Here is a 15,013-nt window from a genome sequence, read left to right as displayed (position 1 = left end):
GATATTGTGCGCCCTTGTTAACTGGGGGATTGCATCATGTCAGGCAGGTTCGCCGGCCTTCAGCCGGCATCAGCCGGCTTTCTTGCCGCCATTGTCGGCTTTGCAAGTTCATTCGCTATCGTCATTCAAGGGCTGACAGCAGCCGGCGCTTCCCCAGCCGAAGCAACCAGCGGCCTGATGGCGCTATCCATTTCCATGGGCCTTTGCGCGATCGTTGCCTCGCTCGCCACGAAGATCCCCGTTAGCATCGCGTGGTCGACACCCGGTGCCGCGCTCCTTGCGACAGCAGGCCCGCTCGAAGGAGGCTTTTCGGCAGCCGTTGGTGCTTTTCTGGTCTGTGGCGCGCTTATCGTACTCGCGGGCCTGATCAAGCCTTTCGGACGGGCGGTCGCAGCCATTCCGGCACCACTTGCCAACGCGATGCTGGCAGGGGTCCTGTTCGGACTGTGCCTTGCGCCGGTAAGAGCCGTCGCAGAACTGCCTTACAGCGCACTAGCCATCATTGCCGTCTGGGCGATTGCCCTGCGCTTTTTCAGGCTCTTCGCGGTTCCCCTTGCCATGGTCATGACATTCGCGATCGGCCTTTCGAGCAGCGGCCCGATCGACCTGAGCAACGTCCAGCCGATCACCGAACCAGTCTGGATCGCACCCTCGTTTTCACTGGAAGCATTGATCAGTATTGCGCTGCCGCTCTTCATCGTGACGATGGCGTCCCAGAACATCCCGGGTGTGGCTGTGCTGTCCGCCTATGGATACCACCCCAAAAGCGGACCGCTTTTCACTCTGTCCGGCGTCTTCAGTATGCTGTCCGCCCCATTTGGCGGACATGCGGTCAACCTTGCCGCCATCACGGCAGCAATGTGCGCAGGTGAAGATGCGCACAAGGATCCGGCAAAGCGTTACTGGGCGGCCGTGACCGCAGGTGCGGTCTATGTCCTGTTCGGCCTATTCGCAGGGCTGGTGATGGCCTTTGTCGCGGCCACGCCGACTATCCTGATCGAAGCCGTTGCGGGATTGGCCCTGCTGGGGGCTTTTGCCTTTTCCATCAGCGAGGCCACAAAGGATCCCGCTGACAGGGACAGTGCCATCATTACCTTCATGGTGACGGCTTCCGGGGTTAGTTTCCTGGGTGTTTCGGGTGCATTCTGGGGACTGCTGGCCGGCGGTGCCTTCATGGCACTTTCGCGAACCAAAACGGCAAAGTAACACCTTGCCCCGCGGCAATCGCGTCCCATAGTGTTGAGACAATCGAAGCAAATGGAGTCGTTTGCCTGTGTCAGGCTCATATGTGCTGCAACCCGACCCGGAAGATTCGCGTCTTTCGACGTCCGTAACCGGTATCGATCAGGACGGACAGCCGGTCGAAACGCGTGTCGTGACGGAAAAACCCCTGACCCTCTACCTGAATTCTCAGGAAGTGGTCACCATGATGACCATTGGCGATCATCCGGACCTTCTCGCCGTCGGTTATCTGAAAAACCAGAACATGCTGGCCGAGGACGATGTCATCACCGGCATCGACCATGACGACGATCTGGATGTTGTGGTGGTTCGCACCGAGCGCGAAACCAATTTCGAGGAAAAGCTGAAGAAGAAGGTGCGCACCTCCGGCTGCGCCCAGGGCACGGTCTTCGGCGATGTCATGGACGGCTTCGATACCGTTCAACTCGACGAGGACGCCCGTCTCAACACTTCCTGGCTCTATGCGCTGACCAAAACCATCAACACAACACCTTCCCTCTATCTCGAGGCGGGGGCGATCCATGGCTGTGTTCTGTGCCAGGAAGACCGTGCGCTGGTCTACATGGAAGATGTCGGCCGCCACAATGCGGTCGACAAGATCGCAGGTTGGATGGTCCTGAACGACATCCCCGCGCACGACAAGATCTTCTATACCACTGGCAGACTGACCTCCGAAATGGTCATCAAGACCGTGATGATGGGCATTCCGATCCTCGTGTCACGCTCGGGGTTTACCGCCTGGGGCGTCGAACTCGCACGCAAGGCCGGCCTTACGCTGATCGGCCGCGCACGCGGCAAGCGGTTCGTTGCCTTGTCCGGTCACGACAGAATCGTGTTCGACATGTCCGCAAGCGACGTGGAAGACGAGCCGGATACGGCCCGCCGAAAAGGGAGCGTCCCGGCAGAATGACCAGACACAAGAAGACCCTTGAGAGCAGCAAGGTGCTTGGTTGCGTACTTGCCGGCGGCCAATCCCGCAGAATGGGCGGCGGCGACAAAAGCCTGATGGATCTTGGTGGCAAGACGATGCTTGATATGATCCTCGCCCGTCTGAAACCACAGCTGCACGATATAATCCTGAACGCCAATGGTGACCCAGACCGGTTTGCGCGCTTTCAGCTGCCTGTTGCCGCTGATCCGGTAGGCGATTTCGCAGGACCGCTGGCAGGTGTCCTGGCCGGCATGACTTATGCTCACAACGAACGACCGGATATCAGCCATGTGATTTCGGTAGCCGGTGACACGCCGTTTTTCCCTACCAGCCTTGTCAGCCGGTTCTGTGCTGCAGTCCCCGGTGACAGACCGGTCATTGCCCTCGCCTCCTCTGCGGACAAGCTCCACCCTGTCTTCGGCCTCTGGCCTGTCAGCCTGAAAGCGGATCTCGAGGATTGGCTGCAATCCGGCAAGACAGGCAAGGTGCTTGCCTTTGTCGACTGTTACGACAGTGTCGAAGTCGCCTTCGATGCGGATCCCGACAGCGGGTTGGACCCCTTCTTCAATGCCAACAAACCTGATGACCTTTCGACCGTCAGAGACGCGCTGAGCTTACATTCCAGATGACCACCACCCCTGTATTCGGCATCACCGGCTGGAAGAATTCCGGCAAGACACAACTCGTGGCGAGCCTCGTGGCCGAGTTCACCGCGCGGGGCCTGAAGGTTTCGACCGTAAAGCATGCACATCACGGCTTCGATATCGACAAGCCGGGCACCGACAGTTTCCGGCACCGCGAAGCAGGTGCAGTGGAAGTTGCACTGGTGTCCGGACGCCGTTGGGCCTTGATGCATGAACTGAAAGAGGAAGACGAGCCGCCGTTGGAAGACGTCCTTGAGCGGCTTGCTCCCTGCGACCTGATCCTGATCGAAGGCTACAAGAGCGAACCCCATCCGAAGATCGAGGCACGCAGAACCGAGGCAAGCGAACGCGGTCCCCTTGCCGTTTCCGATCCGAATATTCTGGCCATCGCAACCGATCACGATTTGCCGGACGAGGTGTTGCCGGTGTTTCATCTGGACGACATTGCCGCCATGGCGAATTTCATCGAGACCCATCTCGGGCTGAAAAGGTCGACAACATGACCGGCAAACAGCTTCTGGATGACTGCTTCCTGCACGACAAGGACCGCCTGCGCCACCACGAGGCGCTGGAGATCCTGAAACAGCGGCTGTATTGCATTGCCGAGACCGAAACCGTGCCCCTGCAGGATGCCGCCGAACGCATCCTTGCAGATACGGTGACCGCTCCCCGCAACGTGCCACTGGCCGACAATTCGGCCGTTGACGGTTACGCCTTCCGCAACGCCGATTTCGAGGAAGCCGGAGGTTTCTTCCGTCTGGAACAGAGGATAGCTGCAGGGCACACGAGCAACGCCGATCTTGGCCCATGGGCAGCAGCCCGGATCTTTACTGGAGCGGTGATGCCACCCGGTGCGGATACGGTCGCCATGCAGGAAGATTGTGAAACGCACCAGCAGGATGGGCAGGACTTCGTGATCGTGCCGCAAGGCCTGAAAACGGGTGCCAACCGCCGTAAGGCGGGAGAAGACGTGGCGGAGGGAACGACGCTGCTGAGCCCCGGTCAGCGCTTGCGCCCGCAAGATATCGCGGCAATCGCGTCCACCGGACAGGCAGACGTTTCCGTTTGCCGGAAACTGAAGGTGGCCCTAGTGTCGACAGGCGACGAGCTGCGCCGGCCCGGCGACCTCATCACGCTCGGAGACGTTTACGATTCCAACCACTTTCTGCTGCGCAGCCTGTGCGCAACGCTGCCTGTGGAGATCGATGACCTGGGCATTCTGAAAGATGACGCCGACGCCCTTGAAGAGGTGCTTTCGACGGCAGCAGACAGCCATGACGTGATCCTGACCACCGGCGGAGCAAGCCGCGGCGAGGAAGATCACATGCTCAAGGTTCTGGACAAGATCGGGAAACGCCATATGTGGCAGCTTGCTATCAAGCCTGGCCGCCCGATGATGTTCGGAAATATCGGATCCTGCGTTGTCCTCGGACTGCCGGGAAACCCGGTTGCCGCGATGGTCTGTTTTCTGCTTTACGCACGGCCGGTCTTCAGCGTTCTTGGCGGAGGTGCCTTTCTGGAACCGCAGGCCTTTCAGGTTCCGGCAGCCTTCGAAGTTCCCAAGAAAAAGCCGGACCGCCGAGAGTTCTACCGTGCTTATCTGAAGCCTCGTCCAGACGGATCACTTGCAGCGCATAAATTCCAGCGCGACGGCTCCGGCCTGATCACTGGCCTGCGCGAAGCCGACGGTCTTATCGAAATACCTGAAGACGTGACCTCGATCCGCAAGGGTGAGCCGGTGTCATTCCTGCCCTTCTCCGGGTTCGGACTGCGCTGACCCGGCAGCATTGCCGGGCCAGAAAGAGTTTCTTCGTTAGTAGGCGTAGGGCCAGTTGGCCGGGACGAAGCGATAACCCTCGCCGTCCTTTGCAACACGGCCCATACCGGGAAACGGAATATGCGCGCCTGCAAAGAACAACTTGTCGGCGGCGGCCTGGTCCAGGAATGTCTTGCGTGTCGACACTGCCTGCCCGGGATCAATGTCGAACCCGATACCCCAGTCCGGCCGGTTGAACTGATAGACGGCCATATGGACGATATCGCCCGCAATCACGAGGGTTTCGCCGTTGCTGTCGAACAGATAGCCGGTATGCCCAGGCGTGTGCCCCGGAAGAGCCATCGGCCGGATGCCGGACAGGATTTCCTTGTCGCCGGAAATCAGGGTCTGGCTGTCCTTGTAGGCATCGGCAGCCTTGCGTGCACCGAGGAAGAAGGGTTTGAACTGCTCGGGAGCGCCGTTCATTGCTGCATCATCGAACCAGAAGGCCTTGTCCACCTCCGGGAGGATCAGTTCCGCATTCTTGAACACCTTGTTGCCGTCACCATCGATCACGCCGAAGAGGTGGTCCGGATGCATGTGGGTGATCAACAGCGCGTCCACCTGATCGGGCGATACACCTGCGGCTGCCAAGGCATCCGGCAGACGCCCCATGGTCGGGCCCAGAGCATCCGCAGTGCCGGCATCGACAAGGATCAGCCGGTCACCGGTGTTGACGAGGTAGGCATTGACGGGAATACGCAACGCCTCACCTTCAACCATGGCTGCATCTCTCAGGCGCTGCCCTTCTGATGCGTCGTAGCCGATCACCAGTTCCGGCGTGACATCGAGATACCCGTCGAGCAAGGCGGTGATTTCAAGATCGCCGACCTTGTAGCGGAGTGCACCTGCCATCGGCTTTCCGGCCTGATCGACAGCGGCCTCTGCGGGTGCGGACAGAAAAGTGACACCACCGGCAGCGGCAAGCGCCCCTGCCCCGGCAGCCGCACCGAGCAGCGAACGTCTGGAAACGGAAATCTGTGAAGTGGTCATAATTGGCCTCCCGGCTCGACCTGATGGAAAACTTTGACGCTCGAACCGTTGGATCGGTCCGGCAGTCCTAAAAGTGTTTCATTGGCTTTGTTTTTAAAGCGGCCAATATCTTATATTACTCATAACCCGTGCTTATGTATGAGGTCGCTCCTCACTCGCTCTCCAACTGGGGCCGCCATGGACAAGCTTTCCTCCCTTTCCGGCTTTGTGCAGGCTGTCAATCTCGGCAGCTTCTCAGCAGCTGCAAAACTTCTCGGCATCTCCCAACCTGCGGTCAGCCAGCAGGTTCGGGCGCTTGAAGACGATCTGGGCATCAGACTGCTGAACCGGACCACACGTCAACTCAGCCTGACGGAAGCCGGGGAACGCTATTATGCCTATGCAAGGGATATTCTGGAGCGCCTCGATGAGGCCGACCGCTCGGTTCAGAGCGAGGAGGCCCAGATGTCCGGCCCACTATCGGTGGGGCTGCCTCTTGGTTTCGCGGAAACCATCCTTTCGGACTTCCTGATCCGCTTCAAGAAGGATCACCCCGGCATCTTGCTGGATGTGTCGTTGTCCGACCAGTTTGTCGATGTCATCCAGCAACGGCTCGATGTGGCAATCCGCATGGGCGAGATCGAGGATGACCGGCTGATTGTTCGAAGGCTCGGGCTTGCTCAGCGCTGCCTGGTGGCATCACCAGACTATCTGGATAAACGTGGACGCCCTGTCCATCCCGACGAGCTGCCCGATCACGATTACTTGCTTTACAAGAACATCGCGACCGGGAACCGGGTTCCGTTCATCAGTCCGATCGGTGAAAAGCTGTCTATCAAGATCACGCCGACAATGCTGGTCAACAACTCTTCGACCCTGCGCCGTGCCGCACTCGCCGGTCTCGGAATTGCGCTCTCCAATCGCTGGCTTATCGAGCCGTACCTGCGAACGGGAGACCTGGAAGTGGTGCTGCCACAATGGCAATACCCGCCGCACCCGGTCCATGCGGTCTATCCTTCCAATCGGTTCATTCCGCTGAAAGTGCGCCGGTTTGTCGACAGCCTTTACAGCTTTTTCGAAGACGAAGGCGCATTCCAGTAAGCCGGCAAGTCTGCTTCAGGCAGTAGTGATTTTCAGCAACATGAGGACACTGCCTTGGCCAGCAACGCGGTTACGGCCTGATGGCCGCCCGGCGGCTGGCGCCGGGCTGACAGGAACCTCACTCGGTATCGACGACCCAGGTCTCCTTGAGTGCGGCCTCTTCCCAGACTTTCCAGGCCTCGGTTGCCTTCATGGCTTCGCTGTATTTGCTCACCACAGGGTCGTTGGATAGCTGGAAGGTCTCGAAACGGCTGACGACGGGTGCATACATGGCGTCGGCAATCGTGAAATCGCCAAACAGGAAAGGACCGCCTGATGATGCCAGGCATTCTTTCCAGACGGTCACGATGCGGTTGACCTCCCCCTTAACCGCGTCGCTGACGGCTTTTGCCGCTACCGGGCGCTGCATGTTCATGGAACATTCACTGCGAAGAGCGGTAAAACCGGAATGCATCTCCGCCGAGATGGACCGTGCCCAGGCGCGTTTGGCCTTGTCCTTTGGCCACAGGCCTTTGTCCGGAAAGCAGTCGGCGACATATTCCAGGATCGCCAGGCTGTCCCACACCGTCAGGGTACCATCCTTGAGAACCGGTACTTTTCTGCTTGGTGAAAATGCCGCGAATTCCGGATTTCCATTCTCGAAATCGAAAGGAACCAGGGTCTCCCGGAATGGAATATCCTTGTGCCTGAGAGCGATCCACGGCCTGAAAGACCAGGAAGAGTAGTTCTTGTTTCCGATGAAAAGTTCGTAGTCCGACATTGCTGGGCCCTTTTCCGAAACCCGGCAGAAATAACCATGTGTCACCGGGTAGTCTTTTCCTAGGAAGTTCGGCTTCCAGCTTCAAATTCAATAAGTTCATGAGATTCATCAGGGTTTTTAATATCCCCTCTCGGCACAATTTTTGCTTGCATATTTGACAATGCCTGCAGCCAGAAAGAGGATCTGATGACATCTGCTCTGCCGCCCACGCCTTCCGTGTCACCGCAATCCGCCAAGGCGCCCCAAAAGCAGCCAAGCGAAACCGAAAGCCGGTTTCTGCAATTCCGCAGCATTCTTGCGGAACAATATGCAAAGTGGCGTGAACTGCCTGAAGAAGAGCGAATTCGGCACAAGTATCTTGAAGATCACGGGCTGACCGAACTCGGTCTGGACAACCTTTCCCCCAGAAACAGGGCTGTTCACGAAGAAAAGATCGCCGAATTGACAAAGCAGCCGGTTGTTTCGCCGACCCCCTATCGTGGGGCAGATGCAGGGGATGCGCTTTCCCGCCCGGTGATTACCCTGCAATCCGTTCTCGACGTTCACGACGCTTCCCGGGAAGCTGAAGCAGCAGAGGCAACAGCCGACTCAAAAGCCTGATTTCTGCCCTTCGGCCGACATTTGGTTCAGGGTGGCATGCTTCTACAGCACGAAGAAAAGGCCTCAGGGAACAGTCAGGTTTCCACAATGACTTGACGCTTCCCCAACGACATGCCGGAAAAATTGAAAATTCGGCGAAATCACGCTGTGTTTTTTTCGTAGGCATGCTTGAAATTTGAACCGAAGTGTATGGAATAGAGCGCTCGGGCAAGAAGGCGGGACGAACCCGCTTGCGCCGCGAAGAAGATATTAGGGGAACAAAATATGCGTGTATTGCGTATGGCTGCGGCCGCAGTAGCAGTACTGGCTGCCGTGAGTGGCGCTGAGGCGAAAGACTGGTCAAAGGTGCGTATCGGCACCGAAGGCGCTTATCCTCCGTTCAACTCCCTGACCGCAGACGGCCAGCTGATAGGTTTCGACATCGATATTGCCAAGGCACTCTGCGAAGAAATGAAAGTCGAGTGCGAATTTGTTACCCAGGACTGGGACGGCATGATCCCCGCCCTGCAGGCTGGCAAGTTCGACGCCGTGATCGCTTCCATGTCGATCACCGAAGAGCGCAAGGAAAAGGTCGACTTCACCAACAAGTACTACAACACCCCGCCGGCAATTGCCGTGCCGAAGGATTCCGCTCTGACCGGTACGTCGGATGAAGACCTCAAGGGTGTCGCACTTGGTGCACAGTCCTCCACCACCCACTCCAACTATGCCGAAGAAAAGCTGCCGTCCGCAGACCTGAAGCTTTATCCGACGCCGGATGAATACAAGCTCGACGTTGCCAGCGGCCGTGTCGATGCCGTCATTGACGACGTTGTGGTTCTGTCCGATTGGCTGGCGACCGATGACGGTGCCTGCTGCAAGCTGCTGGGCACCCTGACGCCGGATCCGGTGATCAACGGTGAAGGCGCCGGCATTGCCATCCGCAAGGACGACGGCGAGTTGAAGGAAATGTTCAACAAGGCCATCGAAGGCATCCTGGCGAACGGCAAGTACAAGGAAATCAACGACAAGTACTTCACGTTCGACGTTTACGGCGGCTGATTGGCCTCCAGTTGATCGCATTCCGGTGCAGCGCGCCCAGTGCGCTGCACCACCTGCAGGGAAAAATCCCGCAGTACGGCCGGAGGGGCGGCCGGAATAACAACGACAAACAGAAAGAAGCGCCGGCTTATGAATGAAGCTTTGACGCTACTCTCCTTCGGACCAGAGGGTTGGGGAGACGAAATTGCCTGGGGCGTGGTTGTAACCGTCTGCCTGGCAATAGTGACTTTGCCGTTCGGATTGTTTCTGGGATTTCTGATTGCGCTTGCGAAAAAGTCATCGGAACCCAGCTTGCGCCTGGCGGCCAATATCTACACCACTCTTTTCCGGGGCTTGCCGGAACTGCTGACCTTGTTCCTGGTCTACTTCGGCCTACAGATCGCGATACAGGTCTTGCTGAAGATGGCCGGTTTCGACTTCTATTTTGAAGTCAATTCGTTTGTCGCCGGTGTCATCGCACTGTCCTTCGTCTTTTCTTCCTACGCTTCCGAAGCGTTTCTTTCCGCCTTTCGCGGGATCCCGCAGGGACAATACGAAGGCGGATATGCGCTTGGACTGTCGAAAGGCAAAACCCTTCGACTGGTGGTACTGCCGCAATTGATCCGGCTCGCACTGCCCGCACTTGGAAACAGCTGGCTCGTCCTTCTCAAGGACACCTCGCTCGTTTCGGTGGTCGGCTTGTCTGACGTCATGCGCCAGTCCGGGATCGCCGCAAGGGTGACCAAGGAACCCTTCATGTTCTTTGGCATCGCCTGCCTGATCTACCTTGTCCTGGCAATGATATCGTCCACCGGTCTCGTGCGTATCGAGCGCTGGAGCAAACGCGGAGATACGGCACGATGATCTCCGCAAACCCCGCCACAGGCCTGAAACGGCCGCCCGCACCGCCCCGGGGCTGGACCAAGACGCGAATTCTCGGCCATGTCCTCATGGCGCTCTGGATCGTCTCCGGTGCCTGGCTGCTCTACTATCTGGCGATAAACGTCGCCAGTCCTTTCGTGCTGAAGTATTGGCCCGAGTACCTCAGCGGTTTTCTGGTTACCCTTCAGATCGTCGGCCTGTCGTTGCTGATAGGTGCGGTGCTGAGCGTGCCCATCGCAGCTGCACGGGCGTCGAAATGGTGGCTTTTATCGAAGCCTGCCTATTGCTTCGTCTATTTCTTCCGCGGCACACCGCTGCTGGCACAGACCTTCCTCGTCTACTATGGCGCAGGCACCTTTCAGGCACAGCTGGAGGCAGTCGGCCTGTGGGGTCTTTTCCGGGAAGCCTGGTTCTGCGTGATCTTCGCGTTTTCACTGAACACCTCCGCGTATCAGGCCGAGATCCTGCGCGGTGCCATTCAAAACGTGCCCAGAGGTCAGTGGGAAGGGGCTGCTGCTCTCGGCCTCAACAAGCAGATTACCTTCTTCAAGATCATCCTGCCGCAGGCACTGATCGTTGCCCTGCGGCCCTATGGCAACGAGATCATTCTCATGCTCAAGGGTTCCGCCATTGCGGCAATCGTGACGGTGTTCGATCTGTTTGGAGAAACCAGACGGGCCTACTCGAGATCGTATGATTTCCAGGCCTACATCTGGGCAGCGGTGATCTATCTGTTCCTGGTAGAGATGCTGCGCCGCCTGTGGGACAAAATCGAAGCACGCCTGACGCGGCACCTGATACGCTGAGCAGACTTTCAGCGTTCGAATTAATTGGGCCGGATTTTCCAAGTTCCGGCCCTTTTTCTGTTACCTGTCCCGCGTTCGCCTTCTCGATATGCCTTTGGAGGCAAGTCGGCACCGCTCTCCCAAATGGATTGATTTCATTTGATTATCGAAGCGGACGGCGATAACCCGAAGGGACCCCCATTCACGGAGCTCTCCCATGCCGAAAACGCCCTCCATTGCCCATGGCCTACACCTCGACAGCCTGCTGGCCCATGGTGGTGGCGGTTTTGATGCGGCAACAGGCGCCATCGTGCCGCCGATACAGACTGCTACCACATTCGTGCGTGACGAAACCTATGAGCTGGTCAACCCGGGTCATATCTACAGCCGTGACGACAATGCGCTTTTCAAGAAGACCGAAAAACTGATCGCCGCTCTTGAAGGGGGAGAAGACAGCCGGCTGTTTGCATCCGGCATGGCTGCTGTCGCCGCCGTCGCCCGCATCGTCAAGCCAGGCGGCACACTGCTTGCCCAGTCCGGCATTTACTGGGGGACCACGTTGTTCCTGCGCAAGATGTGTGCACGCAATAATATTGCCCTCGTAGAAGCTGATGCAAGCGACCTTCAGTCCTTCCAGGACGAGATAGCCGTCACTCGCCCGGACCTTGTCTGGCTTGAAGTGCCCAGCAATCCGTTCTTGAAGGTCGCCGACATCAAGAACATCGCCAACCAGTGCAAACAGGCGGACGCCCTGCTTGCCGTCGATGCGACCGCCGCAACACCACTGATCCTCAAGCCTCTGTCGCTCGGAGCGGATCTGGTGATGCATTCGGCGACCAAGGCCCTCAACGGTCATTCAGACCTTCTGGGTGGCGTCGTCACAACCGACTACGCGGGCAGCGAAGCCTGGGCGTTTCTGACCGAGGAACGCAAGTTGGCCGGCGCCGTGCTCGGTTCGTTCGAAACCTGGCTTTTGCTCCGGGGCCTCAGGACACTTGCCTTGCGTGTGGAGCGCATGAACAGATCGGCACAGGTTTTCGCGGAACACTTCGAAAAACACCCGAAAGTGGAAGCCGTGCTTTATCCCGGCGTCAAGAGCCACCCTCATCACGAACTTGCAAAAAGCCAGATGATCGGCGGTTTTGGCTCGCTCATGTCCATACAGGTCAAGGGCGACAAAACGGCCGCCCTGAATGTCACCGGTGCGCTTGACCTGTTCCAGCGAGCAACCTCCCTCGGCGGCACCGAGAGTCTTGTCGAGCATCGTTTCACCATCGAGGGCGAAGGCTCCGGCATTCCGGAGAACCTGTTGCGGCTGTCCATCGGCATCGAGCATTGCGACGACCTGATTGCGGACATGGAGCAGGCCCTCACTGCAATCTGACGTCTGCCCAGGCTAATCGGCGAGCTGTTCGGCGCGCATAGCCCTGAGCCAGCTCATGAAGGCCTTGAGTGGTGGACGGTTGACACCGGGGCGGGTCACCAGATGGTATCCCGTCCCCGGATAAACGCCGTCTTCAAATAGGACCCTGAGGTTACCCGCCTCGATTTCAGGCTCGACAAAGGTCTTGGCGGTGGCCGAAATACCATCGCCCCGCCGCAACCCTTCCAGCACCATATAGCCTGGCAAATGGGTGATGTTGAGCTTGCCCTTGGGCACGACGCCCTGGCGCTCCAGCCAGATGGTCAATTCGTTGGTGCCGTATTCCTGCAACCAGGGAAACTCCAGAAGATCTTCAGGGCTTTCGATCTTCTTGTCTCCGATCAGGCAATTGGCACCGATCACCGCAAAATTCGTCGGGATGAACAGTTCCGATTCATGCCCTGTCCAGTTGCCCTTGCCGAAACGGATCGCCAGGTCGACGCCGCCAGGTCTGAGTTCAACCACTTCGGCCGTCGGATTGAGCATCAGTTCGATGTCGGGATGCTTGTGCCGGAAATCGCTGATCCGCGGCATCAGCCAACTTATGGCAAAGGACGGCGTCATGGTGATGTTGAGCGGACGGACCAGATCTTCCCGCGTCAAGTCATCGACTGTCTCCCTGATGATTTCAAAGCCTTCGCTCAGACCTTCAAAGAGCTGCTTGCCTTCAGGGGTCAATGCAATGCCCCTGCCCTCACGGACAATCAGTTTCAACCCCAGAAACTGCTCCAGAGCCTTGACCTGTTGACTGACGGCCGCGTGAGTGACGTTCAATTCTCTTCCCGCGGCCGAGAGACTGCAGGTCTCGGCAACGGCAGTAAAGGTTCTCAGACTGTTCAGGGATGGGAGAGATCGCCAATCCATATGTAATTTCACCTTACATTTTGAAAATCTTCCTGACTGGCGTTAGCAGCCGAAAACAGCCACATTACTCTCACACAACGCAGCGAGAGGATGTAAGCATATGTTTGATATTTACGCACGTAGCTTCCTGGAAGCAACCCGGTTCTCCAGCAACACCCGTCCGGATCCGCGCACCCAGCGGCACCTGGACGCCCAGTCGGCGAAGCGGGAACGTCATTTGCGGCTCTGGCAGCGCGGGCCCTATTGGATCTAAGCTGACAGCACGAGGCAAATGGCCTAAAACCATGATGAACCAGTTCAATTAAAGGCCCGGCTCGTACCGGGCCTTCGCATGCGAAGGGAGCGTCGTCATGGCAAAGGTTGCATTTATCGGTCTGGGCGTCATGGGATATCCGATGGCCGGATACCTGAAAACCAAGGGTGGGCACGACGTCACGGTCTATAACCGCACGACTGCTAAGGCCGAGAAATGGGCTGCCGAATATGGCGGCAACTTCGCCAAGACCCCGAAGGAAGCAGCTGAAGGTTGCGACTTCGTCTTTTCCTGCGTCGGAAACGACGATGATCTGCGCTCCGTCACGACCGGCGAAGATGGTGCCTTTCATGGATTAAAGGAAGGCGCGATTTTTGTCGACAACACCACCGCGTCTGCCGAAGTTGCCCGTGAACTTTATGCAGCGGCCAAGGACAAGGGCTGCGGCTTCATCGATGCTCCGGTTTCCGGTGGCCAGGCAGGTGCCGAAAACGGCGTCCTGACAGTAATGTGCGGCGGAGATCAGGATGCTTTCGACAAGGCCAAGCCGGTCATCGAATGCTTCGCAAAATTCGTCGGTCTGATGGGAGAAAGCGGCGCAGGGCAATTGACCAAGATGGTCAACCAGATCTGCATTGCCGGCCTGGTGCAGGGCCTTTCCGAAGCCATCCACTTTGCCAAGAAAGCGGATCTCGACGTCGCAAAGGTCATCTCCGCAATCAAGGGCGGGGCTGCCCAATCCTGGCAGATGGAAAACCGGTGGGAGACCATGAATGCCGGCAAGTTCGACTATGGCTTTGCGGTCGACTGGATGCGCAAGGACCTCGGCATCTGCCTGAAGACCGCAAATGATACCGGTGCCCGCCTGCCTGTTACGGCGCTGGTCGATCAGTTCTATGCCGAAGTTCAGGCCATGGGTGGCAAACGTTGGGATACGTCCAGCCTGATTGCCCGCCTGGAAAACGCCGACAAGTCATAAACGGGCACCCATATGCCCCAGGTCCCGGACACGACCTTCACGCTTGAAAACGTATTGAACGATCTGCGTGAAGCGGGAACAGAGCCGAACCGTGCTGGAATGGCGCGGTTCGGCATCGAAACAGATCGGGCCTTCGGCGTTCCACTCTCTGTGCTGCGTCCGTTGGCCAGATCCATAGGCCCGTCCCCGGACCTTGCACAGGAACTCTGGGCCAGCGGCTTTCACGAAGCGCGGCTCTTGGCAATCCTTCTGACCCCACCCAGGCACCTGGCACCCGAGCTTGCCCTTCAATGGCTGAACGACATCAATTCCTGGGATCTGTGCGATCAGCTCATGAATGTTCTTGCCCGGCGTGCCGGTTCAAATGAACTGGTTCCGGCACTTGCCGCAGACGAACGCGAATTTGTCCGGCGGGCCGCCTTTGCACTGATCGCCTGGCGCACCGTCCACGCCAAGACAGCGCCCGAAACCGAGTTTCTGGACTACTTTCCCTTGATCCGCGCTGCTGCCACGGACGAGCGAAACTTTGTCTGGAAAGCGGTGCACTGGGCCCTCCGCCAAATCGGCAAACGCTCCTTGCCTCTGCATGGTGCCGCTCTCGCGATTGCCGAAGACCTGGCAGCATCCGAAAACCGGACAGCCCGCAAGGTCGGCAATGCGGCTGCCCGGGAGCTTTCGTCCGAGAAGGTTCTGAACCGCCTCAACAAGGCTGCAGACATCTAGTCAAATGTTGCTGTCGAT

At 58.1% G+C, this 15,013-nt stretch carries 17 protein-coding genes; 14 read left to right on the top strand and 3 right to left on the bottom strand.

The annotated features are described in order from the left end of the window. Positions 1-36: 36 nt before the first annotated feature. The 5 genes from ACYQ6M_RS12315 to ACYQ6M_RS12295 all read left to right on the top strand — a co-directional run bounded on the left by ACYQ6M_RS12315 (position 37) and on the right by ACYQ6M_RS12295 (position 4,594). Entirely contained in the window at positions 37-1,206 is a 1,170-nt protein-coding gene (locus tag ACYQ6M_RS12315) for a benzoate/H(+) symporter BenE family transporter (protein ID WP_460074094.1), read from the top strand. A gap of 67 nt (positions 1,207-1,273) precedes the next feature. Continuing rightward, positions 1,274-2,152: a formate dehydrogenase accessory sulfurtransferase FdhD gene (gene fdhD / locus ACYQ6M_RS12310; RefSeq protein WP_228868518.1), complete on the top strand. Its 879-nt coding sequence runs from the start codon at positions 1,274-1,276 to the stop codon at positions 2,150-2,152. After that, positions 2,149-2,802, top strand: coding sequence for a molybdenum cofactor guanylyltransferase MobA (mobA, locus tag ACYQ6M_RS12305; protein WP_055653869.1), 654 nt, complete (start codon positions 2,149-2,151; stop codon positions 2,800-2,802). The genes fdhD and mobA overlap by 4 nt, the downstream gene beginning before the upstream one ends. Further along, on the top strand, positions 2,799-3,320 hold the full coding sequence (mobB, locus tag ACYQ6M_RS12300; protein WP_022999471.1) for a molybdopterin-guanine dinucleotide biosynthesis protein B: 522 nt from the start codon (positions 2,799-2,801) through the stop codon (positions 3,318-3,320). The genes mobA and mobB overlap by 4 nt, the downstream gene beginning before the upstream one ends. Then, on the top strand, positions 3,317-4,594 hold the full coding sequence (locus ACYQ6M_RS12295; protein WP_460074091.1) for a molybdopterin molybdotransferase MoeA: 1,278 nt from the start codon (positions 3,317-3,319) through the stop codon (positions 4,592-4,594). The genes mobB and ACYQ6M_RS12295 overlap by 4 nt, the downstream gene beginning before the upstream one ends. 36 nt (positions 4,595-4,630) lie before the next feature. On the opposite strand, the gene ACYQ6M_RS12290 is transcribed toward ACYQ6M_RS12295, so the two are convergent. Further along, positions 4,631-5,626 carry an MBL fold metallo-hydrolase gene (locus ACYQ6M_RS12290; protein WP_075283816.1) on the bottom strand — a complete coding sequence of 332 codons (996 nt, stop codon included), beginning with the start codon at positions 5,624-5,626 and terminating at the stop codon, positions 4,631-4,633. 177 nt (positions 5,627-5,803) lie between these two features. Between ACYQ6M_RS12290 and ACYQ6M_RS12285 the strand changes: the two genes are divergently transcribed. Next, on the top strand, positions 5,804-6,706 hold the full coding sequence (locus tag ACYQ6M_RS12285) for a LysR family transcriptional regulator (RefSeq protein ID WP_460074089.1): 903 nt from the start codon (positions 5,804-5,806) through the stop codon (positions 6,704-6,706). A 118-nt stretch (positions 6,707-6,824) separates the two neighbouring features. Here ACYQ6M_RS12285 and ACYQ6M_RS12280 read toward each other — a convergent pair whose 3' ends face one another. Beyond that, positions 6,825-7,466 carry a glutathione S-transferase family protein gene (locus ACYQ6M_RS12280; RefSeq protein ID WP_460074087.1) on the bottom strand — a complete coding sequence of 214 codons (642 nt, stop codon included), beginning with the start codon at positions 7,464-7,466 and terminating at the stop codon, positions 6,825-6,827. 186 nt (positions 7,467-7,652) lie between these two features. Here ACYQ6M_RS12280 and ACYQ6M_RS12275 point away from each other — a divergent pair, with 186 nt between their 5' ends. The 5 genes from ACYQ6M_RS12275 (at position 7,653) to ACYQ6M_RS12255 (ending at position 12,137) form a co-directional block, all read left to right on the top strand. Then, on the top strand, positions 7,653-8,066 hold the full coding sequence (locus ACYQ6M_RS12275; protein WP_460074085.1) for a hypothetical protein: 414 nt from the start codon (positions 7,653-7,655) through the stop codon (positions 8,064-8,066). 264 nt (positions 8,067-8,330) lie between these two features. Next, entirely contained in the window at positions 8,331-9,107 is a 777-nt protein-coding gene (locus tag ACYQ6M_RS12270; protein WP_031268815.1) for an ABC transporter substrate-binding protein, read from the top strand. Positions 9,108-9,236: 129 nt separating this feature from the next. Next, positions 9,237-9,950, top strand: coding sequence for an ABC transporter permease (locus ACYQ6M_RS12265; protein ID WP_031268816.1), 714 nt, complete (start codon positions 9,237-9,239; stop codon positions 9,948-9,950). Further along, positions 9,947-10,774 carry an ABC transporter permease gene (locus tag ACYQ6M_RS12260; RefSeq protein WP_022999479.1) on the top strand — a complete coding sequence of 276 codons (828 nt, stop codon included), beginning with the start codon at positions 9,947-9,949 and terminating at the stop codon, positions 10,772-10,774. Before ACYQ6M_RS12265 ends, ACYQ6M_RS12260 begins: the two co-directional genes overlap by 4 nt. Before the next feature lie 196 nt (positions 10,775-10,970). Continuing rightward, on the top strand, positions 10,971-12,137 hold the full coding sequence (locus ACYQ6M_RS12255) for a trans-sulfuration enzyme family protein (RefSeq protein ID WP_460074082.1): 1,167 nt from the start codon (positions 10,971-10,973) through the stop codon (positions 12,135-12,137). Between the two features lie 12 nt (positions 12,138-12,149). On the opposite strand, the gene ACYQ6M_RS12250 is transcribed toward ACYQ6M_RS12255, so the two are convergent. Next, positions 12,150-13,040 (bottom strand): LysR substrate-binding domain-containing protein, encoded by an 891-nt coding sequence (locus tag ACYQ6M_RS12250; protein ID WP_460074080.1) that lies wholly within the window; start codon positions 13,038-13,040, stop codon positions 12,150-12,152. 100 nt (positions 13,041-13,140) lie between these two features. On the opposite strand from ACYQ6M_RS12250, the gene ACYQ6M_RS12245 reads away from it, so the two are divergent. The 3 genes from ACYQ6M_RS12245 (at position 13,141) to ACYQ6M_RS12235 (ending at position 14,995) form a co-directional block, all read left to right on the top strand. Beyond that, complete coding sequence (locus ACYQ6M_RS12245) at positions 13,141-13,293, top strand: hypothetical protein (RefSeq protein ID WP_022999482.1); 153 nt, start codon at positions 13,141-13,143, stop codon at positions 13,291-13,293. 97 nt (positions 13,294-13,390) lie between these two features. Next, the gene (locus tag ACYQ6M_RS12240) at positions 13,391-14,272 is read left to right on the top strand and encodes an NAD(P)-dependent oxidoreductase (protein WP_022999483.1); all 882 of its coding nucleotides are present in this window, start codon (positions 13,391-13,393) and stop codon (positions 14,270-14,272) included. A gap of 12 nt (positions 14,273-14,284) precedes the next feature. Then, positions 14,285-14,995, top strand: coding sequence for a DNA alkylation repair protein (locus ACYQ6M_RS12235; RefSeq protein ID WP_460074078.1), 711 nt, complete (start codon positions 14,285-14,287; stop codon positions 14,993-14,995). Positions 14,996-15,013 lie beyond the last annotated feature (18 nt).

Source organism: Roseibium sp. ROS1 (assembly GCF_054658215.1).
This window is presented reverse-complemented; position numbering and strand designations above follow the sequence as displayed.